Genomic DNA, 20,511 nt, shown 5'->3' on the forward strand with positions numbered 1-20,511 from the left:
GGTGTCAGGCGATTAGTGATGTGTCGCTACTAGTTCACCATTGAGGTGTAAGCCCTGGCATACCGGGTTCAGAACGATGAAATAGTCCCTTGATGGGAACTACCTCCTGTGAGCCCTATCGAAGTGGTTCGTTTATTTAATTCCCCCTCTTCCTCTGAACCTGCGTCAGAAGAGTAGTCTCTACCAATCCGACCGACTTCTGGGTCCCCGGATGGGAGTTTCTGGAGTTCGGAATTGCTCACAACTGGCCCCGAGTGGGTTATCCGGAGTTCAATTCCATCTCCGACCTTCCATGTTTCTGAAATCACGCTAGCGTCTTCGGGGATGAGGATCTCTATCTCGAAGAGTCGATAGACCCCTCCTCCATGGCAGTTGCCGTCACAGCTGACACTGTGGCCAAAGTGTGATACTTCACAGATGTCTTGGGGGCTGGGAATGTGGGGGTTTGAGGCCCAGAGGATTTCTGTTCCTCCGAAGTTCTGCTGTTCGAGAACATGTTTGAGCGATTCCCCCCGGCTCGACCCACAGATGAGTCGTAGGTGCTGATAGTTGTCTGCTCTAATTTCCAGAATCGGGCTGATTTTCCGAACTGGACCAGTAATATCTTGAAGCGAGTTTCTCATAGTCCACTGGGCGACGTGCTGAATACTCTAGATACTGCTGTTCGGTATGTACATCTGGCATTGCATTTGGCACCCAACCGAATACACTGGCAGCCACTAGGGACCGCTGTTGATACTTAGCGCGTCGCCGGCTGGAATATAATTGTGTTCTCGCGAGAATTCGTAGGTGACAGTCTGGATGGCTTCTGCCAGCTCCCGGCGTGTTACTTTTCGTTGCCTTTCGGGTGTGTCGTCAGCGGTAGAGGTCATTGCCGAATGTGGTTTATTTCTTCACAGATCCTATCGTGGACTTGCCTCCGATTCACCTCTGCAAAAGTTGTTTCCCGCCGGTAGGTCCCATCTCGTAGCGTCCAGCGTTCTACCTGCCAAAAATACTCACCGTCGACTGTCTGAAGTTTTTTGATTACAATATATCCGTGCCCTCCGTTGTGTTTAAAGCAGTCAGCAACTGACGCAGTAAGCGTATTCGGGGGCTCAGATTCTCGGTGGAACCCATTTGGCGACTTGAATGGGGCGGTGCTCTGCCTGAGAGTCGTGATAGTGGTCATTGGAGTGTCCCGATAGTCGGGGAAAACCTGTTGAAAGACGTAATGAACCGCTGTTAGGCCTGCCCAGCTGGCATGCCGGAACCTGCTTTTACCCTCTTCAAGGGAATCTCCATCCGCACCTGGAACAGCCTCAAATCCTGTAGGTGGTCCACCTCGAACGAATCCCAGCGGAACTTTCGATGGAACTCTTCAATTCGCTCACCGATCTCATGGGTAGAAATGATTGCTGCAAGCGTGTTCGCGTCTTCATCTACTTCGATAGATCCACAGGCTACGGAGTCAAAGTGTGAGATGGTCTGGTCAATCTCTGAGAGGGCCTGTTTGGTATCTTGACAGCGCCGTATCTGCTGTTTTGCGGCTTCGATCTGGTCATCGACATCTTGAGCGAGTTCTTTCAATTCTTCCAGTTGGAAGTCTTCTGTTTGGGACTGCACCCCATCTCTATCGAAGAACAGGGTTTCACCTGTATCAAACTCAAGACGAACTGGGATGCCGTTGTCGTCCCAATGAACTGTCCCAAGCCCTTTACGCTCGCCCGGCTCTGGGATATTGTCGGAGTCCGTCAGGAGACTAGTTGCTTCCAGTCGGTCAGCAACGAGTTCCCCGATGGCGCTGGCATTGACATCGTTCTCTGTCGGAACGATCATCGGGTAGGCGTCTGGTCGATCTTCGAGATAAACCGAAATATGTGCGCTACCAACCTTAGCTCGACCCGATTTGCTTTGGTTTTCCATGCTCAACACGGCCTGCACTCTGAATACTCTATCTGCCATCTACTGGTGGTATAATTCGAGTTTCGCTGACGGTCGGTTGGAGATGTCTGACTGACCCACGAGAATTCTCAGCCCCTGGCCTCAAGGCGGTCCACTGCGTTCAAACGGGGTATTACAAGCGGAGCGCTGCGTTCAGATTACGGATATCGTTGGGGGAGGACAGCAACTGGTACGTCGAGCTCTTCATGATCGATATATGCGAGAGCAGGGAGGTCAGGGTGCACCGTCTTTCCGAAGGCCAGTAAACTGGCATGAATCGCAAACGGACATCTGGATGGACATCTACTCCGGCGTAGAACTGAATACCGAAACTAACTGAGTGTGAGTGCTGAGTCTAGGAGTCTGTCGAGACTTTCTGCTGCGATGCGGTCGATTGCTGTGGACCCGACAACTTCTATCATCAGGACGTCGCCAGCATCCGTGTCGTATGCAGCGACAATCACGGAGTCCCCTGGAGAGAGGTCTAAAAAGCCGCCGTCTTCGGGGCCGAAATCATCCCCGAGCTTGACTAACTCTGTCCCATCAGGCCGGATAACTGCCATATCGTCGACGGTGTAGTGACCCGGGTTATTTTCTTCGGGTGGGTCGGATATCGACATACTAAACATTAGGCTTACAACCACTTAGAACCTATCCAGGCCGTTTATTCGATTGGTGTGAAGAGAAAAGAAGAGAACTGGATGTTGGCATGAAATACATGAAACGGTGGGGTGTGTTGCTGGTGGTTCGAGTGTATGGGTTGCCGTTTCCCCACCCTATTTTCGAGATGTAATCTCCGCCTGAACCTACATATTATGGTTTCTAACGGGGACGGGGACTCTATTCGGGGCTTCGAATTATTTCATTTCGAAGACGGGGCATTCATTTCGAAAGAGGTGGGTCACATGATTTCGGCGTATCCGACAATTTGGATAACGATTGCTTGCTACTGAGGAAGACTGACCCCGCATTGCCGCTGTAAAACGACTGCTTTCACCTGTTCTGAAGGGCTATCGGCACCCACCCCTCATTGCCGCTGTAAGATGGTCTGGGTTCACCTGGGTGAGACTTAGGCACGAGACGCCCACCCCTCGTTGCCGCTGTAAAACTCCACTTGAGGGGCTATAGAGTGGCTAGCTAGCGGGAATTGGAATAAGCCCCTTTGAGGCAGATATATATCCTACCTGACCCTTCCCTAGTTTTATTACCTGCTGTGACGTTTGCTACCGCACCGCACTTTAGCTTGAGATAGTAACGACGCTTTAGCGTCAAGCACGCGAATCGCAGGCTGCCTCGTCTTTTCGTTAAAGTAAGCTCGAGCGCGATAGACCCGTTCCATTCCAATCCTATGCTCAATTTCATTTGGACTACTACCTTGTTCTTTACAGCGGCAATACGGGGTGTGGGTGTGACCCTTCTCTTGAATCTACATTCATTTCGGGATTAGAAGACTGGCTAATCTTGGCGAGTAGCGGAGCTAAGATACGGTTATCCAATCATACCCCCTAACTCTCGTGTGTTTTACAGCGGCAAGATGGTGGGTAAGTTTAATGTAATCCGCCCGGGTGTGTACTGATATGAGCGAGTCTAAATCGTTTTTTGGAAAACCAGACCCAATTTTCGCGGACAAAGAACTCCTCAGAGTGAGCCACCTTCCGGATAGTGATCGGATAATTGGACGAGATACCGAACTCCAAAAACTCGCTGATGCTATCAAAGATGCCCAGCGTGGGAATACCCCGAATAACGTGTTGATTTATGGAAAAACGGGGACAGGTAAAAGCCTCTGTTCAAAATATATCACTCGTGATTTGACTGAAGCAGCTGCCGATAATGGGGTCAAAGTCGGTGTTGCATACGTAGACTGCTTCCAGGAATCTACTGAGACACAGACCGTTCGTACAATAGCTCAAGCTCTTAATGACCCCGATGAAACGGGTATAACAGTCCCTCACACCGGTGTCAGCACGTCAGACTATTACCGACGTCTCTGGGATATCCTTGATGAACGACTGGACGTTGGTATTGTCATCCTCGACGAAATTGATAAACTAGAGGGCGATAATGTCTTGATGCAGTTATCACGGGCCGCAGAAGCGGGAAAAGTAACAGACAGTACTCTCGGGGTGGTTGGTATCAGCAACAAGATACGGTATAAAGATTCTCTCAACGAGCGTGTCAAATCAAGCCTCTCAGAGCGTGACTTTGTTTTCCCTCCATACGATGCGTCCCAACTTCGCGAAATCCTCAAATCCCGGTCAGATGCCTTTCGTGAAGGAGTTCTTGAGGGAGATGTCATCCCTAAAGTAGCAGCACTCGCTGCGAAAGAGCACGGTGATGCACGCAAAGCAATCGATATCCTTCGATACGCTGGGGAGATCGCCGACGAACATGATGATGATACAGTGACGATTGAATACGTTGACGAAGCTCACGAACGGGAAGAGGAGGCAAGACTATCTGAACTCATTTCTAAGCAACCAGATCACTCGAAACATCTGTTGCAGGCTCTTGGGTCCAAGGCAAAAGATTCGCCGGATAAGAACCCTGAAATCCCGACAAAGAGTCTTTATTCGACGTATGAACGAATATGTGAGAGGGATGGAGTGGACGCGTTGAAGGTTCGCCGTGTTCGTGATTTACTGTCGGAACTTGCGTTTCTCTCGCTCATTGAACAGGAGCGTAAAGGGCGGGGAAAAGGGAAAGGTGCACACACAGTAAACCAGCTCGTCGACGACCCCGATATTGTTATTAAGGCGTGTGAATCAGCGTAAACTTCCTTTTTGCAGCTATACGTTCGTTCACTAAGCATGCATAATTCGGCTTTCTGTCACCTTTGACACCCTTCCGCGCCTAAAGACGCGGGCACTCCCCTTGTTTATCTGTAGGACGAGTATTTCGGGCCTGACCCCAAGGCAGTTCATATACTATGCTAAGGGATACCAAGAGTGAGTATAAACGCACCGGCACCGAGTAGTATGTAGGCTTTCAGCCGCTGCCCATCGTACAGCGTGTGGTCTTCGCCAGAGCCAGGATAGATCAGCCAGGCCGATACGAGAATCACGATACACCCCAAGGCATACCTCCCAAGATCGAGGGCTGAACTGTCCCAAGCCTCTATAATAACCCCGGTCACGAGCGCGCCCATGCTGAGTATAGCGATGCCTTTGGCTACGGATTGGACATTGGCTTTCGACATTCAATAGGAATAGCCGTTAGGAGACCAATCTGAGCCAGTTCCCGATCACTGAAATAGCCGAAACCATGTATCATAGCCCTGCTAAACCCACCGTAGTCTCAACTCCCACATCTTGTTTATATCCGACCGGCTATGGGAGGATGTCAGCCCCAGCAAGACCGCTCAACTAGCGGCGTGATCTGATCGTGCTCAATAAATCCCTGTTCACACGCATATTGGATAAAGTCTCGAAAGGTAGTGACACACCTCTGTCGTCGTTGGCTCTGTTCAATATTGTTTTTTAGGCATCTCATCAAAGATTTACTTCGGCGAACACAGTCTGACTGTCGGCCACGTCCATATTTCAGGAGATTTGAGGTTCCGATGCTTTCGTGCGAGAGGCTCATAACCTTCCGCAGATGGATACGAGCGTCGATCTCATCACCTATATCGGAGAGTTCCCCTACCTCCTCAAGATGTTCCAGCCAGCCTTCTATGTAGACAATTAGTTCCCTGTCAAAACAAGGCCATGCTTGGTACCTCGTATCGAAGCCATATTGTTCGACCAATATTAGGTCAACTGTTTCTCCCAGCCTCTGGGTGGATTCAAGGAAATCTTGATAGCCGTTTTGTCGAAGCCACTCGTGTGTGGGCTTTTGAGCAGGGTCTAGTCCTTGTTCAAGCCGTTTCTCACGTACAGCGTCAGGGAGCCATTTACGAGTTTCCGAGTTTAACCATATATCCGACATCAGGGGGAACTCTAGACAGGGATTGACAAATGTCTGTGGGAGGTCTCAGTCGTTGTCTCTCCCCAAATCCACTGTTTGGCGGCTCTCTACTCTTTACCGCTACCCTCAAAGTCCCAGTCCAACTCTTGGGGGTCGACGTCTACCGGCTCCACGCGATCCCCAAACCCAAAGTGGTTTTCAGCACGGCATCAAATGTAGAATAGATATGGACAGGCGACGAGATGCTGTTTTGCGGCCACTGACGAAAGAACAATATCAAAGCCTGCTCGAAACTGCAGCGGCGGTCGAGGATCGAGAAAAGAGCATTAGCAGTTTTTATTACCTGACTCTGCTCGGCCGGGCCGGCCTTCGGATTGGCGAGGCTATCCACGCCCAACCCAATTGGATGAATCACGAGACCGGAGTGCTAACGGTACCACCGCATCGTGATTGTGCCTGTGGGTTGTGCCGACGTCGGGCCCAGGCGGCGGCTACTGGTGAGGATTCTAGGTCGTTCGAGGATGTATTGGCTGACTTCTGGACGGCCAAATCGGGAGCCCACCGAGATATTCCGCTGGAGACGGAAAGAGCGACCGAGATTGTGAATCTGTATTTTTCTGAGCTATCTTCCGACTCACCTTCATATATGTCGACCCTCCGGCAGATAAAGCGAGTTGCAGAACTGACTGAGGGGGTCAAAGCCACGGCGATATATGGACACACGCTTCAGGCAACAGCGGCGACACATTATCTGTGGGCTGGGGCACGGCTATCAGCCCTTGAGAAAAAACACGGTTGGGTGAATGAGAAGACGAAAGGCCGCTATTTCTCGGAAACGGGGCTAGAGAGTATGCAGGAGTCTCGCCGTGTACGCGGTAAATCTTCCACAACCGAGTTCACACTCCCCGAGTCACCGCCGACATATACTGAGCTTCGGCCAGATGCGTCAGCAAACCGCATTGACGTGGGGTGTTGGACTCCTGAATGCGAGGTGCCGGCGACACCGCTGTATCGAGATGACGAAGCGTGGCTCCAATCTGTGGCTACTAATGACGCTGATAGAACCACCCATCGCTAATTACTCTACCCTGTGTGGACTCCCACTACCGAGTGGGGTCTCTTCGCTGACCGTGACTTCGTCGACGTCGTCAAGTTCTGTAAGCCAGTCCCTGTCAACGCTTGTTTCATCGGCGTAGGCGCTTGCTCTACCACTACGAGAACGGACTACATCGCCATCTTTTTCCGAATGCTTTGTCGACTGGAGAGTCTACTGTCTTGCTTTCCTCTCGCGGACGTGCCCGTCATTAAGTTCGATTGGTGTGATGAGGCACTAAGATAACTTGATGTTGCCATGAAATATATGGCCCGGTGGGTGTGTTGCTGTTGGCTCAGCTGTATCGGCGTGCCTTATGAAACCCTTTTGCGTCTGATATCAGATAATTAGGGGTGCTGGGATTCGAGGGGGAAGTCCCCGATTGCCTGACGGTAAATGGATGCTTCATTGACATCGGTGCTAAGTTTCCAACGTTCCCCTTCTCGGTGATGCCCATACTGGTACCCGCATCTGCCACATGTGAAGTGGGCTCTCGCTAGATTCCCGTGAGCATCATGGAGAGCGTTTGCTGCGGTTTCTTCTGAGACATTGCTAATATTCCGACAGTACCCACGCATATCCTGGTAGGCAGCACGAATCTTTTCAGTGATTGTCTCAGGAAACTGAATGGATACGCGTATCACAGAGTCTCCTCGGCCGATTTCGTCGATCCCTTCACATTCGTATGTTTGGCATGGACAGGATTCTCCCCGCACCTCTTCGACCCACTGCCTGAGTGACCCTCCGTATGCATCTCGATACTGTTCAAGCAGCGATTCTGGAGGCTCCACACACCCCGAGGGGACCTCCCCTGTTTCAATTGTCCGGACGCTAATACTCATATAATATCCATTTAACTACTCCAAAATTAATTTTGGGTCGCTGAGAACGGTCCAGAAGTGTAGACCAATCCCTATTTAAATACTACACCCTGCCCATCTGTTGAATAGCCAAACCAGATTAGCAACAGATGACATATTAAGACTGCCTAGCTAACCAATAAAGTCTGTCAGCGACTCTCTTTGTTGGTTAGTGCCTGGAGACTCTCTTCAGCATCGTGAACGACACCGAACCGTTCTTTCGCATCTGCGCCGTGAGTGACCCGCTCGTCACCCCGGTACATGTAGACGAGTTCTAGAAGCGACCGAAGCGTATTACGGCTTATTTCGACAGTGTCGTCGTCTTCTGGGACTTCGACTGCTTTTCCCTGCATATCCTTCGCGGCGGTTTCCAGTTGCTTCCACGCTGATTGTGGACCGGTGAGGTAGTAGTGACCTCCTGATTTGAAGATGTCCAAGTCAGCCTGGGCCCCGACCGCGAGCGTATTGTCTGGATGTTGTTCTCTATCAGATTGAGCATCTTGCGAGCCCATACTCCCCACACGGGATTCGAACCCGTGCATCACCAACTGGGGCTGATACAACTAACGGTCACCCATAGTGTGGATTATCTGCCTCTTCGTGTATCCTGATCTCGATTTTGTGGTAGTCCTAGGCATCTCCGGGATGTTGACCGATTTGTACGACACGTGTAGTGCCTGTACTGGCAAATTTCTCATCTTGCTACGGGTTCAGAGTCCAATTTCGAAGAACTCTGTGCCACCTCTATCGTTTATATGGATATCTATCGCGAAAGGCGACTCGTGGATTTTTGATTTGAGGATAATGACCACGCGGGCGTTTTCTGGGTCCATGATGTCTTTTTGTACAACCTCGATTATCTCGCACTCCGGACAGGGTTTATCAAGACTGCTGAGTGCCCACTTCTCAGTGGTCGGATCAACGACCCAGGAGCCGTCATCTTGTTGTGACGCAATTGGATGGACCCTAACCTGAGAGGTATCTACTTCCATCGATATCTGCACCCCGACCCCATCTCCTGTTGGAAGCTCGACCGCCATGAGCGCGGTCCCAGCGTGGTCTCCAGTTCCTTCAATAAATCTGTGAACTGTACACCCTTCTAGATTCAGTAGAAGTTCAGATGTTGATGTCTTGTCGCCGGCGTACGCGCTGATACCGAGTTCGAGTTCGTGGTTTGAGGATTCGTTGGTACTCATATTTCTCTTGTAGCTACTCAGACGTTCCGCGCTCCCGGTGTTTCTGCAGGGAGGTCTTCAACGAGAGATTCGGCGTCTTCAATTTGAGCATCTGGGTAATTTCTGATGAACTGGGCTGCTTTTTCGGAACTGGTGATGATATCGGCGTACTCGCTGTAGTACGTCTTGAGAATCCCAGCAAAAGCGCCGGTTTCGCTGTCTCCAAATGCAATCACTACGCTGTCTGTTTCGATGTCAGTGAGGATGTCGAGAACAGGACACCAGCCCAATTTTGGGTGATTAAAATACTCGGCGTTACCCACGTCGGGGGCTGCAACGTCTTTCACCCGATAGTAGTTGGATTCGTCGACGCCGGCGAGTACTGTTCTATCTGACTTTGTTTGTTCTGACTCAGTCATTGGCCACGCCCTTTGAGAGTGAATTTTTCAACGTCGATGTCGGTGTCTTGGAAACTGGCCCAGCTGTGCTCGCCATCGATGATTTCGGACCAGGTGATCCAGTATTCGTCTAGGAGTGAGGGTGAGAGACCGGCTTCTCGATATAGGGAGGCGCTGAACCCTTCTGGTGTGATTTCCCCTTCTGCCCAGACAGGCGTCTCCAAGGGTTCCAGATTGATGATGGTGTGTATAGCCCCGTCGTAGAGATGAACCCACTCTCCGCTGTCTGCCTCTAGAGTTGCCTGAATGGGGTCCTCAACGCTGTTGAAGTATTCATTGACCAGAGACTCTGGGAGGTCGCTAACGCTTTCTAACTCAGATTCCTCCTTGAGTAAGTCTCCCTGAGTCTTTTTGAGGAAATCAGTGTCACTGGCTTTCAAAACGTCAATCTTGGAAAACTTTGTCAGTTCGACAAATTGTTCTGGCGATTCCACTATGTATTTTTCTCCTGTCCGTATCATGGGTCACCTGTGCGCCGCTCCTGAATACCTGCTGCTTTGTGTCCAGGTACTACAGTAGGTCAACTACTGCTCGGGTCTTCAGGGGGCATAACTCGGACTTCGGGGGAGGTTTCACGAATAGTCAGTATGGCCTCCAATGTCTGTTAGCACTGCATCCCCCGCTTCATTGACGCCGACATTCCCTCGAGAGACGTTTACTGAGAGCCCTCGTTTCTGGCACCTTCGTTTAAATTTCTCACGTAATTGCTTCTCTGAGGTATCTCGTATCCAGTCTCGTGGGCTACTGTCACCACTTCGAGGAGGGTTAACGGGAATTGCGTACTTTTGAGCTATCCAACTTCCATTGTCTGCGGCGCCATAGAAAGGTGCGACTAAATCTTCGTCACCCCTCTGGCATATTTCTGTGAAAGTCTCGATGGCTTGGTGGTTCGCTGCTGCAGTTGGATTCTCAGAGACCTCCACACTAGGTTGGAATTTGATGACGAGCCCCGCCCGGTCGTGGAATAATGGCTTCCCATTCCATGTTCGTCCGAGGTACACGACTGTCCTTTCGGACCCTTCGACAATCCAGTGTATGTCGTCATCCCCCAGCGTGTACTCTTTTTCTCGCTGATAAAATTCCCAGTCTGCATCTGTGCTGGGGTCGTCGGCATCTTCTTTTACTTGTGCGTAGAGACTACATAGGTAGTCAGAAACATCTTCTGCCCAGTCGTGAACTACTGCTGGGAGGGGGCGAGTATCCCAATTGGGGTCGTTCATTATATTTCAGGTCCAGGTACTGATGTCGGTCTGGTTAGATAGGTCTGTAACGGATGAGTTCTCGTCGTGTTGTGCTGAATCCTCTCTTTGGCTGTTTTCTTTGGCATCTCGTAGGGCGTTTTCGTGTACTGAACACTGCTTCGGGTCGATCTCGCGAATACCCCCTCCCATCTTTGAGTGGGTGGTCTGCCATGCACGATGCTTAGTGAGTTTGAGGCTATCTCCCTGTATGATGATCCCGTTCAAATTGAAGAGAGTAAAATTGATGGCTGCCATTCTCGCACACATTTCGTCTAGGTCTTGTCCGAATGCCCAGACTTCTTCGTCAATGTTTCGTGCTGCGTAGACTAGCAGTCGACCGGACCCACATGTCGGGTCTGCAATACTGACTGGAGAACTGTCGTGAGACTCATCAACACTGACGCCGGCAACCATCTTTGCTGCCGGGTGTGGAGTAAAGTACTGCCCGAAGTGCGAACTGCTCATCCCGAACTCTTCGTAGACATCTCCGAGAACATCAAGATTTGTCTCGCGGGTGAGCCGTATGAGCTCGCCAAAAGACTTGGAAAACAGGTCTGCATTTCGGTTCCCTTTCTTGTATGAACCGTCTGAATTGTACTTTTCCAGTGTCGAGAGATAGGTATCATCATCCCGCTGTAGGGCAGAGAGTATCAGTTCAAGCCAATCTCGGAACAGATTGTGCCGACTGAAACCTCGTCGCTCGATGGTTTCTAGTGGGCTGATGATTGGACTACAATCGATACTTCCGGCTGTTGATGATTGGGATGTATCAGCAGACATGGTTGAAACAAGAATTCTATGCGTCTGCGCCTGAGTGAAGCGGATTCGGCCTCGCGTGCCTCACAAATTCCACCTCAACTTCGGCTCCAAACGGCAGACCGCCGTCTTCGATTAACCCCAGATACTCTCCCGATTCTGGCTCACCGTAAGCCCAGACGCCATTACTGTACTCTTCGACTTGCTTGTAGTCAATCAGAAGGACCTCTTCACCGGTGTCTGGGTGGATGATGACGTCATTGATATCGAGGCTGGATAGTGCGGCTCTGGTCGTTTCACTTGGCATAAATGCCGGGGCTGGGATTCGAACCCAGCGTACTGTAAAAAGAGCCGTACAGTGTCCCTTCGCGCCCGGCGGGAGGGGAGAGAGACGAATTAGTCCATCCGCTCTTCGATGCTCTTGATGTTTATTCGGTCTGGAGAGCCGCAACTTCGGTCATCTTATCAGCGTACATGAACCCGACATCGTACTGGTGGTCGTCTCGCCTAAGAGTTTCAACCACATGCTCGTAGTATGCCACGGGGTCTTCGACTGCTTTTCCCGGGACTGGTAGGAGGTCGTCTTGGAGGTCTTCCCACTCTTCGGCAGTGAGTGGGACTGGTTCTACTCCTGGTTCAAGCGGGGTGATAACCTCTGCTGCTACCGCTTCGCCTCCCTGTGGTTCTTTTACTCTGACGAATCTGCTGTTGTCTCTGTCGTAGTACACTCCCCCCTGACACTGAGCGCTGTTGCTCATTTATCCACCTTCGGAGATTCGATGTCGCGTGTCCTGTTTTTCCCAGACCCATTCGTGACTTGGCTGTTCTCGCTTTTATTGTCGGTCAGCACTGTGTTGTCGGTACTCTCCGGTCCGATAGCCGATTCAGATACGGCTATCGTCCCGCGCCCTGATTTGGATGTTATCTCTACCATCTATATCTCATTCCAGCAAAACACTGAATACGTTCACTCTTGTCCGGAGACTTTCTCCCAACCGTTCCGCTCAGCTACGTCCTGGGCCTTTTCTGGACTTATACTACTTTTTGACCCGTTTGTATAGACCAGTTCGTCGTACACTTCGACTCGGGTCCCGTCGGGAGAGTCGTAGACTACATTTGGTTCTTCTCCTCCTGTCGGGTCCTCCAACCGGAGTTCGTGTTCCTTGAGTAGTTCCTCTGCTGGACGCTCGTCGACGTCGACCTCTGACCATCGATTCAGCTCTCGGGGGTGGCGTATTTCGAGTATCTCACAGTCTGAGAGAGCGCGACGAGATTGACGAGTAAGTGGCCGGTTATAAGAAATCACGGTCCAGGTGTGTTCTGTGTCGCTATTCATTTGTTTGAAAACTCCGCACCGAGGTCGATATAGAAGGCTCTCCGGACTCGACTCCGTACGTAATGTTAGGTGTCATTGGTGGTGAAAGGTGTGAAGATCCTGTTTCTGGACTACGTGGAATCCGCTACATCCCATTTGATAGCCATCCTTGAGGGGGAGTAGACTCTCATCACCCCGCTCCTCTACGGCTTTTCTGACTGCTTCTTCCGGCGAGTCCCCCGTCTGTTCACTGTAAAAACTGAGTGTTGACTCGGAGTAGCAGTAGACGACGTACTCATTGTCTTGGTCCACTTCAGGCTCGGACTCTTCACCTGGCATCGTTTAGTACACCTCGTCGAACTGCGACCCGTATTGTTTGTGTAAGTACTCTACGCCAGCTGACTTGGTGTCGAACGGGCTCAGAAGGTCGGTTCGGCTTCCATTCCCGTTTTCGTCCGGTCCGATCCGATATGCAAACCATTTACTAGACTTCAGCGACCCCTCGCAGAATGACATCCACTCTAGATGGCCTAGTTCTTCTGCACGTTCGCCGAGGATGACTCCAAAGGTTCCACAGTCCAGTGGTCGTGGCCCATCTCGTCTTAGTTCGATTCGCCCGACCCTGTAGTGACCATTGTTGACTCTGGTTGGCATAGGTCACCCCGGCGACATAACTCAATACTACTTTGACAGTGAACCTGCACCGCGATTTGAAACTAGAGACGAAAACAGATACCAGGGACCCTCTTCCTCGGAGTTTAATCAGGGGATAGTATCAGAATTGGCGTCCTCAGAGAGTACCTCTAGTCGTCCTTCATCGAGGTCGTCTTGTAGTGCTTCGATGGAGACTGGTGGGTTCCCTTCCATCTGTATCTCACCTTCGTCTTGGTCGATTGTCTTTACAGTATAGATATAGCCAGTAAGGGTTGATCGGACTCTATCTCCAGGCTCTAGAGAATGTATATCACACATTTTCTGCTCAGAGATTAGCTCAACTTGTTCACTGTCCTGTTTTTTCAACCTCTGTTTCTATCTCTATCTTTATCCTAATTTGCTCCATTGTTGGACTGCCTCGGCGAGGCCGGTGAGCGGAATACGTGCTGTCTGCCTCCCTCCTCGTCGAGAGCAAAATCTTGGAGAAATGTGAACCCGCTGCGACAGTTCAATCTAGTTCGCCGAAGCCTTCGTCTTCCATCAACTCGGCGACTTGCTCGGGGTTTTTGAATGCAGCGAGCAGGGCGAATTCACGGGCGTCGGTTTTTGCGACTTCGTCTGTGCCGAGTCTGTCGGCGAGGGCATTTCGGAATTCGGCTTCCTGTTCAGCGACCGCTTCTCGAAGGTGAATTTCTATCCGTTTATCTCGTTCGTCTCCGACATTGCTTCGACGAACGAAGTATGGATAGTTTGGAGTTGCGGGCTCTTCTGCTGACACTGCTTTGCTATCCGTCGACGTCGTGGAATCGTCGTCTTCGGTGGAACCAGACTGATGGCTCCCAGAGGGGCGTTGATCTTCGCTGCTCTCTTCCGGTACCTCGTTACTGCCATCATCGTCGCTATCTCCCCCGAAGTCAAGATCCCCAGCTCCGGACTTGAAGTTGCTCATGTGGTTGTCACCCCTTCCGGCTCATCTCTGTCAAGTTCGACCACGCGATTGTCGTGGTCTTCGATATCTAATTCTAGAACTGATTTGACGTCAGCATCGAATGTTTCTGTCGCGATGAAATGTGCCAAGACATAGAGTTTCTCTAATGTGTCGATCTCTCGGTCACGGACACGTCTTTGACCGGGTTCACTGACCATCTCATCATCTCTCTCAAAGGTCTTCCAGCGTTCTTCTACAACTTTAAATGCAGACCCCCGTGCCTCCCACATCGCGTCCATCAGACTCTCGCGATTGCCAATTGCTACTGGCGTCGCAAACTCAGATGTATCTTCAAACTGTTGTTGGTACTGTTGATGAGCATTAGTCTGTCCGACCCCTGAAGGCACGACACACGATAGTCCGATATCGATTTCGAGTTCAGCCTCCATGTTGCCAACTAGGTCATCCAACCCGTCAAGGCTCAAGTTCCCCTTACCTGCTGGCTTGACAGGCGCTACGAGTGTTCGCAGAGCGAAGATGGCATTATACAACAGGTCCTCGGCACGGGCGTTGGGGTCAATGAGGATAGCGTCGTACTTTTCATGTAGGGATTGTTTCTCCCAAAGGAGTTCGTATAATAACTCAAACCGTGGATACTCCTCTCGGGACATATTCTGCATCCCAGTCTCGTAGGATATCTTCTGCTCCAGGTTGGAGGTAAAGTCACCTAGCATATCGTGACTTGGGATGACGTCGACGCCCTCTTCGGTTGTCTCAATCAGGTCCTCGAAGTCCCCGTCAGGCATATCCAGAATGTGTTTCACTAGGTTGTCTGCCTCTGGGTCGCTCCGGTGCTCGCCAACGTCAAAGAGGCTAGTCAGATTCCCTTCTTGTGGGTCAAAATCTAGAACGAGTGTGTCTTGCCCCATTCGCTCCAGCGCGACGGCCAAGTTCGCCGTCATCGTCGTCTTGAACGTTCCGCCGGACTCCGAGTACACAACGGCTGTTATCATATATGTGCGCTTACAACAGGCTGTTACATAAATCTGTGTCAGACGCTCAGTACAGACAACTGGTACAGATAGCTATTACAGACAGTTGTTGGAGTCACATATAGCGGCCATGTCTTGCGGTTTCAGAGAAATGTGCGAAATTCCCAGACGGAATCCTATACATCTGTAACAGAGGTCTGTGATAGATATCTGTACAAAAGATTCGGAATTTCTGGCTGGGCTTCTGTAACAGGCGTCTGTGATAGATATCTGTACAAGGAATTCGGAACGGCCACTTGGCTTCTGTAACAGATGTCTGTAATTGGTATCCGCTACAGACTACCATACCAGGAGTCTAGATTCGGCCACCCCTGTCTGTTACAGACAGTCGTTACAGAGGAATGACAGTCACAGGAGGAACATTATTCACGCCACTGCCTAGTCCATCGTCGACGAGGGGGCACGCTCGCGCCAATTGAATGGAGGCGGTGTATGTGTCACACGCTCCTTGCCCTTTGAACCCCTACCACTACTGGGGCCGTGCATCAGGAACAGTCTGAGTACTGTCCCTATTATCTGTAAAAATACTCCAGATATAAAAAAGAAGTCCAACGGGGATTTTGATTTGACACTGAGTCCGCGTTTTAAAACCGTGGTAGGAGTGGCTAAAGTTGGTTTTCCGTGGGCGAGTGTATGATGAGTTAGTCCCCAATTCAAATTTGTAATAATCGGAAACGGGGAGACCCTATACGGTCCTATACTCTTCTACTGCATGTCGAAGGACGTGCCAACCTACGGCTCCGAAACCGATGATGGCTGGGAATAAGAGCACAACAATCAGGAGCAGAGTTCCGCCAGCTCCCCCGAATTGTGGCCCAACATCGGGGTCAGCGACTATCCACGCTGCGGCGAATGGGTACATGAGGAACATGAGGCCCTCGCTCCACCCCTCTCTAATATCTAAGCTCACACCGACAAATCCAGATGATAAGATCCAGAGACCGAATGCGCTCAGCCGAAACCACAATTCAGAGAGAAAGAGCATGTTGCTATAGAGGGCGGACAGTGCGATGACCCCGATGCTACCTACATTAATCACGGAAAAGACCATCCCCCCAAGTTTTCCATCTGGTAGTGAGGATAATCCACCCAGAAGTAATTGCAGGATTCCAGCTGATTGCTGGGGTTTGTGTGACTGTTTGCTTTGGCTGCGATTAGACTTTGATCCCCCTACTGTGGCGGTAGACCGGTTGGTAGCACTTTGTGCTGATGACCTTGCGGTTGAGTTCGACCGGGTGTGTGATTGGCTGTTATTATAACTGTTCTCCGCGCTCTCTGTCGCAGATTGCTGAGAGGATTGGTCACTTCCACTCTGGGAGTCCGATCCCCAGGCGGTGTCTGTGGATGCGTTGCGCCCTCCTGCATCTGTGCTTCTGTTTCGACTTTGGCTTTGATTCTGGGTACTCGAGTCTCCCTGGACCGAATCTGAGTATGTGCTATTCCCGCTCGTGTTCGCACTACTGCCCTTGGTGTGGTCTTGACCGCGATTGGACGCATCCCCATATGGTGAAGCAGATGTTCGATCTTCTTGGTGGGACTGGCGTTGCCCGGTTCGGGCAGAATTGCTCTCGGTAGTGGCCGAGCTTGAAAGAAGGAGTTTCCGAGCTTTGATTACTCGTTTAGAGTGTTCGTCAGCATTGTGAGAGTTGTTCTGGTCTGGATGGACTTCTTTGATTTTTTCTCGGAATGCTTCTTCAATGTCTTCATCCGTTGCCTCATCTTTGACTCCGAGTATTTCCTGGGCAGTAGATATATCCATGTTCTTAATTCTGTTTTTATACTATCACGGTGTGACAGCCATTATGCAAGAAGTTTTCACTTTAAATCTGGTTTTTATTATGAATGAACTGATTCTTGTTGAGAAGTGTCTCTGCTGCGCCGGTGTCTGTCAATCACCTCTCTCGCTGCTTGCCCCTTCGTTTTCCACCCGTAGCCTTCGTCGTAGATGTGTTTCTTTTTGAGTATGAGGGCTTCTGGGCTCGGTTCAGTGAATCCTCCTCGTTCCCAGGTTCCTGTTCTCTCGTACCAATCTTTGAGTTCTTTCTTCGTTTCTTCCCACGAGAGTCCGATATGTGAGTAGAAGGCTATGAGAGCGAAGAGTCCGTTGTCATGACAACCCGCTACAGTGCCGTGACGGTATATCGTTGCTAGAGGGTCACTGTACGGCCGTTTCGATTCGCGGGTGCTGTGATCTCCGATGGTGTAGTATCCTTCGTCAGTTTTTGCGATGTGGCCGAGCTGAACTAACCTCTCGAATGCTTTGTCGTGGAGTTCATCCCATTCGTGGGCATTCTCTTTCAGACTCTTTTTGGAGCAAGTCAGCCGCGATAGCACAGAGAGGATGTCTACATAGGCCTTCTCTATCTCGCTCCGACTTCTCTCTTCGTGCGGACACCCGGCTTCGTGGATATCGCAGGCTGTTTGGCAGTCTGGATTCGGGCAGTGATATTCGAACATCGGTTAGAGTAGCCTAAGTCTCATCTGTTCCTTGAGCAGATTCTGACTCCCGCTGGGGATCAATATTTCTGAGCCTAGTCCCGTACTCTTTTTCGTATTCTCGCAGGAGTTCATCGAATTCTTCGATTGTTTCGCTAGCAGTTTCGCCTTTGGCCTTGATTTTGACCCTGTCTTCGTCACGGGTACCCTCCCCCCGTTTCAGGGTTACTTCGATAGAGCTTCCTACGTCAGTTCTCGTCACTTTCTCCGCATTCGCTTGTTTCGAGTTGTCTTGGTCTGTATCGTCAGACATGAGTCACTTTGCGACCGAGCCGAATACTGTTGCTAATGGGCTTCTGCCACCGCTTCGGAGTGGAACCCGTCTGAAAAGTCACCACCCCACTCTTGAGATAGCTCTACTACTTGGAGGTTCTCGTTCTGGTACCGCCGCCTGACTCTGATAGCGGCTACCGCTGCGTAGGTCGCCCGGTGAAACACCATGTCGTCCGAACCTTCTCGGCAGAACGTTATTGCTTGCAGACCGCTTGGGTTGATGACACCAAAGAAGCGATTCCCAGTGTCTTCGGCGTCTGATTCGGCATCGATCTCGTAGGCAATTTCGTACTCTTCAGTGATTTTGAGTACAGTCTCAGCCACATTATTCTCGGTGACAGTGATGTATTCTGCCCGCCCGCTGTTGTGTTCGAAAATGATCGTAATATCGTCACCGCACTCTTCTATTTCAAACTCAGCTCCCCCTTCGTGGGTGGCACTCATCCAGAGCCGGTCATCTTCAGAGCCTTCGCTATCTGAAAGAGACCAGGCGGAGCCGATGCGTGTTTCTATGTCCTCTCTGAGTTCTTGGTCCATCGCATTTCGCTTAGTCCTGAATACCCTCGACCCTTCGACTCCGTTATTCAGCGATGTCTTCTGCAAACGATGGGTGCCTCATTGAGAATCCCTTCCATACACCCGAATACAACTAGTTTCGAGAAATCGTCGCGTCCCATAACCATGTGCTTCGGATACCATCTCCACCCACTCCCGGTCCTTTTATAACAGCCAGCACGAATGAGAACACCTCCATCAAATTTCTCGATTACCTGGAGTGCATTGTAGTGCCTCACCGTGAGTAATCCCACTTCGCGTTTCGTCTGCCCAACGATTTCTCCGTCTTCCTTGTAATTTCGTGGGGGGTCTACGATACCGTCTGGGGTTTCACCAACCCCGAACCACTTTTTATTGCCTGACATGCACCCCGTCGTACATTGTAAGTCGGTATAAAGGAAAGTCGCTTTTCGCCCCGGAACTCTATTAACGGTTAATACATTTTGGCCAGAACTCGCGTATGTAGTCGCCTTCGAAGCACCGACCGACACTTTCAGGATATCGTCCACCGATTAATTTGTCAAGCGTGACCAAACTCAACATTGACCGCGAGAGGTTGCTTGCAGTCATCCGGTATCCTCAGGCAGGGGACCCAACTGCTGTATCATATGCTATCGCAGAGGCTGAACAGGGCCATGCGACAGAATTCATCATGTTTGACCCCTTTTCTTGGGAAGTTGAAGATAGATATCATATCCCACTTGCACCGGGTATGATTCTCGCCGGGTTACAGGAGGGGGATGTCGAACTCCTTGATGTTGATTCCATGGATGGGGTTGAACTATATAGCGGGTCCGAGGTTGAACAGGCCGACCGTTCTGACTATATTCCGGATGATATCGCGGAGAAGATCAAGGACAGTGATAGCGATTAACTTGTTCGCGTCGAAAAAACAGAGAAGTTAGTGGCTGTAGAGGTCGTCGGTATCACGAGATTCTTCTGAGGTTTCTGTCCTGTCGTCAATAGATTTCTCTTTCTGCTCTTGTTGCTGGTCTTCAACTTCAAAGTCTCCACTGGTCAGGTCTTCGTCGTCGTAGGATTGGCTGTTCTGTTGGCCGTAGCGTTGACCATACTGGCGTTCCCTGCGCCGTATATCTCGGCTCTTGTTTTCGACGTAGTCTGGAATGCCGGTTCTTGCTTGCTTCTTCTTTACTCCGCTTAGAGACGGTTCGGTCCACGCGACTGTCCCATCTGTACCAGACCGCGGAGGGGCATCGGTTTCAATTGTGGTGTCCGGAGTAGTCGCGATGGTTTTCCCGTCGTAATGGTCGTCGTCGCTGCCACCATATTCGTTGACCTGTGGATTTCTGATTGTTATTTCATCCCCTTCGGTGAGGACTAGATTTGGATCGACAGCGGTGTCTGGGTCTGTTGTTTCACCCCAGTCGCTGACTCCAGATGCAAACTGGTCGTCGTCTTCCCACTGATGTAGGGAGTCTTTGTATATTGTGAGCTTGCTGAGGTTCCCTTCGTGGTCCTTGATCCGGGCGACTTGATGCTCGCCGTGTTCTGGATTATTTGGTTTGTGGACTACCTCAACTGTTGCTTTCACCTCTATTGGGGCCTGATAATCGTAGTTTCCATGAGTTGGATTGAAACTCGATGGCCCGTTGGAGGTTACGTGTGTATCGACGTATTGACGGTTACGGCTTTTATTGATCTGTGCGCGGCGCTGGCTCTCTCCAGGGGTCAGGTCAGTAACGGGGGTCGGCCCGGGTATTTCTTTCCGGACTGATGAATCAAAAAAGATTGTTTCAGCAACTTCTGGTGGTACGCCTTTTTTCGCGCAGTATTTCAAAATGCGTTCGTACTCTTCAGTCCCGAAC

25 protein-coding genes are annotated in these 20,511 nt (G+C 50.7%); 3 read left to right on the forward strand and 22 right to left on the reverse strand.

Annotated elements, in window-relative coordinates; all coding sequences use genetic code 11:
- Nucleotides 1-68: 68 nt before the first annotated feature.
- The 3 genes from D3D01_RS23470 to D3D01_RS16105 form a co-directional block, all read right to left on the reverse strand.
- The gene (locus tag D3D01_RS23470) at nt 69-623 is read right to left on the reverse strand and encodes a hypothetical protein (RefSeq protein WP_147439933.1); all 555 of its coding nucleotides are present in this window, start codon (nt 621-623) and stop codon (nt 69-71) included.
- A 601-nt stretch (nt 624-1,224) separates the two neighbouring features.
- Complete coding sequence (locus D3D01_RS16100; RefSeq protein ID WP_147439934.1) at nt 1,225-1,905, reverse strand: hypothetical protein; 681 nt, start codon at nt 1,903-1,905, stop codon at nt 1,225-1,227.
- A 350-nt stretch (nt 1,906-2,255) separates the two neighbouring features.
- Entirely contained in the window at nt 2,256-2,543 is a 288-nt protein-coding gene (locus tag D3D01_RS16105; RefSeq protein ID WP_121512915.1) for a hypothetical protein, read from the reverse strand.
- A gap of 957 nt (nt 2,544-3,500) precedes the next feature.
- Here D3D01_RS16105 and D3D01_RS16110 point away from each other — a divergent pair.
- On the forward strand, nt 3,501-4,697 hold the full coding sequence (locus D3D01_RS16110; protein ID WP_121512916.1) for a Cdc6/Cdc18 family protein: 1,197 nt from the start codon (nt 3,501-3,503) through the stop codon (nt 4,695-4,697).
- A gap of 158 nt (nt 4,698-4,855) precedes the next feature.
- Here D3D01_RS16110 and D3D01_RS16115 read toward each other — a convergent pair whose 3' ends face one another.
- Nucleotides 4,856-5,071 (reverse strand): hypothetical protein, encoded by a 216-nt coding sequence (locus D3D01_RS16115; RefSeq protein WP_147439935.1) that lies wholly within the window; start codon nt 5,069-5,071, stop codon nt 4,856-4,858.
- Nucleotides 5,072-6,055: 984 nt separating this feature from the next.
- Here D3D01_RS16115 and D3D01_RS25035 point away from each other — a divergent pair.
- A complete protein-coding gene (locus D3D01_RS25035; RefSeq protein WP_121512918.1) occupies nt 6,056-6,907 on the forward strand; it encodes a tyrosine-type recombinase/integrase in 852 nt (283 codons plus the stop codon).
- Between the two features lie 1,024 nt (nt 6,908-7,931).
- Here D3D01_RS25035 and D3D01_RS16125 read toward each other — a convergent pair.
- The 17 genes from D3D01_RS16125 to D3D01_RS16200 all read right to left on the reverse strand — a co-directional run bounded on the left by D3D01_RS16125 (nt 7,932) and on the right by D3D01_RS16200 (nt 19,050).
- Nucleotides 7,932-8,294: a hypothetical protein gene (locus D3D01_RS16125; RefSeq protein ID WP_121512919.1), complete on the reverse strand. Its 363-nt coding sequence runs from the start codon at nt 8,292-8,294 to the stop codon at nt 7,932-7,934.
- A 198-nt stretch (nt 8,295-8,492) separates the two neighbouring features.
- Nucleotides 8,493-8,978, reverse strand: coding sequence for a hypothetical protein (locus D3D01_RS16130; protein ID WP_147439936.1), 486 nt, complete (start codon nt 8,976-8,978; stop codon nt 8,493-8,495).
- 17 nt (nt 8,979-8,995) lie between these two features.
- Entirely contained in the window at nt 8,996-9,376 is a 381-nt protein-coding gene (locus D3D01_RS16135; RefSeq protein WP_121512921.1) for a hypothetical protein, read from the reverse strand.
- On the reverse strand, nt 9,373-9,876 hold the full coding sequence (locus D3D01_RS16140) for a hypothetical protein (protein WP_121512922.1): 504 nt from the start codon (nt 9,874-9,876) through the stop codon (nt 9,373-9,375). The genes D3D01_RS16135 and D3D01_RS16140 overlap by 4 nt, the downstream gene beginning before the upstream one ends.
- Nucleotides 9,877-9,987: 111 nt before the next feature.
- The gene (locus tag D3D01_RS23475; protein ID WP_147439937.1) at nt 9,988-10,635 is read right to left on the reverse strand and encodes a hypothetical protein; all 648 of its coding nucleotides are present in this window, start codon (nt 10,633-10,635) and stop codon (nt 9,988-9,990) included.
- A 6-nt stretch (nt 10,636-10,641) separates the two neighbouring features.
- Nucleotides 10,642-11,436, reverse strand: a complete 795-nt coding sequence (locus D3D01_RS16145; RefSeq protein ID WP_121512923.1) for an N-6 DNA methylase — start codon at nt 11,434-11,436, stop codon at nt 10,642-10,644.
- Between the two features lie 16 nt (nt 11,437-11,452).
- Complete coding sequence (locus D3D01_RS16150; RefSeq protein ID WP_121512924.1) at nt 11,453-11,719, reverse strand: hypothetical protein; 267 nt, start codon at nt 11,717-11,719, stop codon at nt 11,453-11,455.
- Between the two features lie 121 nt (nt 11,720-11,840).
- Entirely contained in the window at nt 11,841-12,170 is a 330-nt protein-coding gene (locus D3D01_RS16155) for a hypothetical protein (protein WP_121512925.1), read from the reverse strand.
- Between the two features lie 209 nt (nt 12,171-12,379).
- On the reverse strand, nt 12,380-12,748 hold the full coding sequence (locus D3D01_RS16160) for a hypothetical protein (RefSeq protein ID WP_121512926.1): 369 nt from the start codon (nt 12,746-12,748) through the stop codon (nt 12,380-12,382).
- Between the two features lie 72 nt (nt 12,749-12,820).
- Entirely contained in the window at nt 12,821-13,066 is a 246-nt protein-coding gene (locus D3D01_RS16165; protein ID WP_121512927.1) for a hypothetical protein, read from the reverse strand.
- 823 nt (nt 13,067-13,889) lie between these two features.
- Nucleotides 13,890-14,330, reverse strand: a complete 441-nt coding sequence (locus tag D3D01_RS16170; RefSeq protein ID WP_121512928.1) for an acyl-CoA dehydrogenase — start codon at nt 14,328-14,330, stop codon at nt 13,890-13,892.
- A complete protein-coding gene (locus D3D01_RS16175) occupies nt 14,327-15,322 on the reverse strand; it encodes a ParA family protein (RefSeq protein ID WP_121512929.1) in 996 nt (331 codons plus the stop codon). Before D3D01_RS16175 ends, D3D01_RS16170 begins: the two co-directional genes overlap by 4 nt.
- Nucleotides 15,323-16,046: 724 nt before the next feature.
- Nucleotides 16,047-17,120 (reverse strand): DnaJ domain-containing protein, encoded by a 1,074-nt coding sequence (locus D3D01_RS25040; protein WP_121512930.1) that lies wholly within the window; start codon nt 17,118-17,120, stop codon nt 16,047-16,049.
- A 77-nt stretch (nt 17,121-17,197) separates the two neighbouring features.
- Entirely contained in the window at nt 17,198-17,818 is a 621-nt protein-coding gene (locus D3D01_RS16185) for a hypothetical protein (protein ID WP_121512931.1), read from the reverse strand.
- Between the two features lie 13 nt (nt 17,819-17,831).
- Nucleotides 17,832-18,110, reverse strand: a complete 279-nt coding sequence (locus D3D01_RS16190) for a hypothetical protein (protein ID WP_121512932.1) — start codon at nt 18,108-18,110, stop codon at nt 17,832-17,834.
- A 32-nt stretch (nt 18,111-18,142) separates the two neighbouring features.
- Nucleotides 18,143-18,667, reverse strand: a complete 525-nt coding sequence (locus D3D01_RS16195) for a hypothetical protein (RefSeq protein WP_121512933.1) — start codon at nt 18,665-18,667, stop codon at nt 18,143-18,145.
- A gap of 47 nt (nt 18,668-18,714) precedes the next feature.
- The gene (locus tag D3D01_RS16200) at nt 18,715-19,050 is read right to left on the reverse strand and encodes a hypothetical protein (protein WP_121512934.1); all 336 of its coding nucleotides are present in this window, start codon (nt 19,048-19,050) and stop codon (nt 18,715-18,717) included.
- 161 nt (nt 19,051-19,211) lie between these two features.
- Between D3D01_RS16200 and D3D01_RS16205 the strand changes: the two genes are divergently transcribed.
- Nucleotides 19,212-19,559 (forward strand): hypothetical protein, encoded by a 348-nt coding sequence (locus D3D01_RS16205; protein ID WP_121512935.1) that lies wholly within the window; start codon nt 19,212-19,214, stop codon nt 19,557-19,559.
- A gap of 27 nt (nt 19,560-19,586) precedes the next feature.
- Here the strand turns inward: D3D01_RS16205 and D3D01_RS23745 are convergent.
- The coding region (locus tag D3D01_RS23745; RefSeq protein WP_158600485.1) for a hypothetical protein at nt 19,587-20,511 on the reverse strand (925 nt) is incomplete at its 5' end.

It is taken from the genome of Haloarcula sp. Atlit-7R (assembly GCF_003666065.1).
Lineage (GTDB): Archaea > Halobacteriota > Halobacteria > Halobacteriales > Haloarculaceae > Haloarcula > Haloarcula taiwanensis.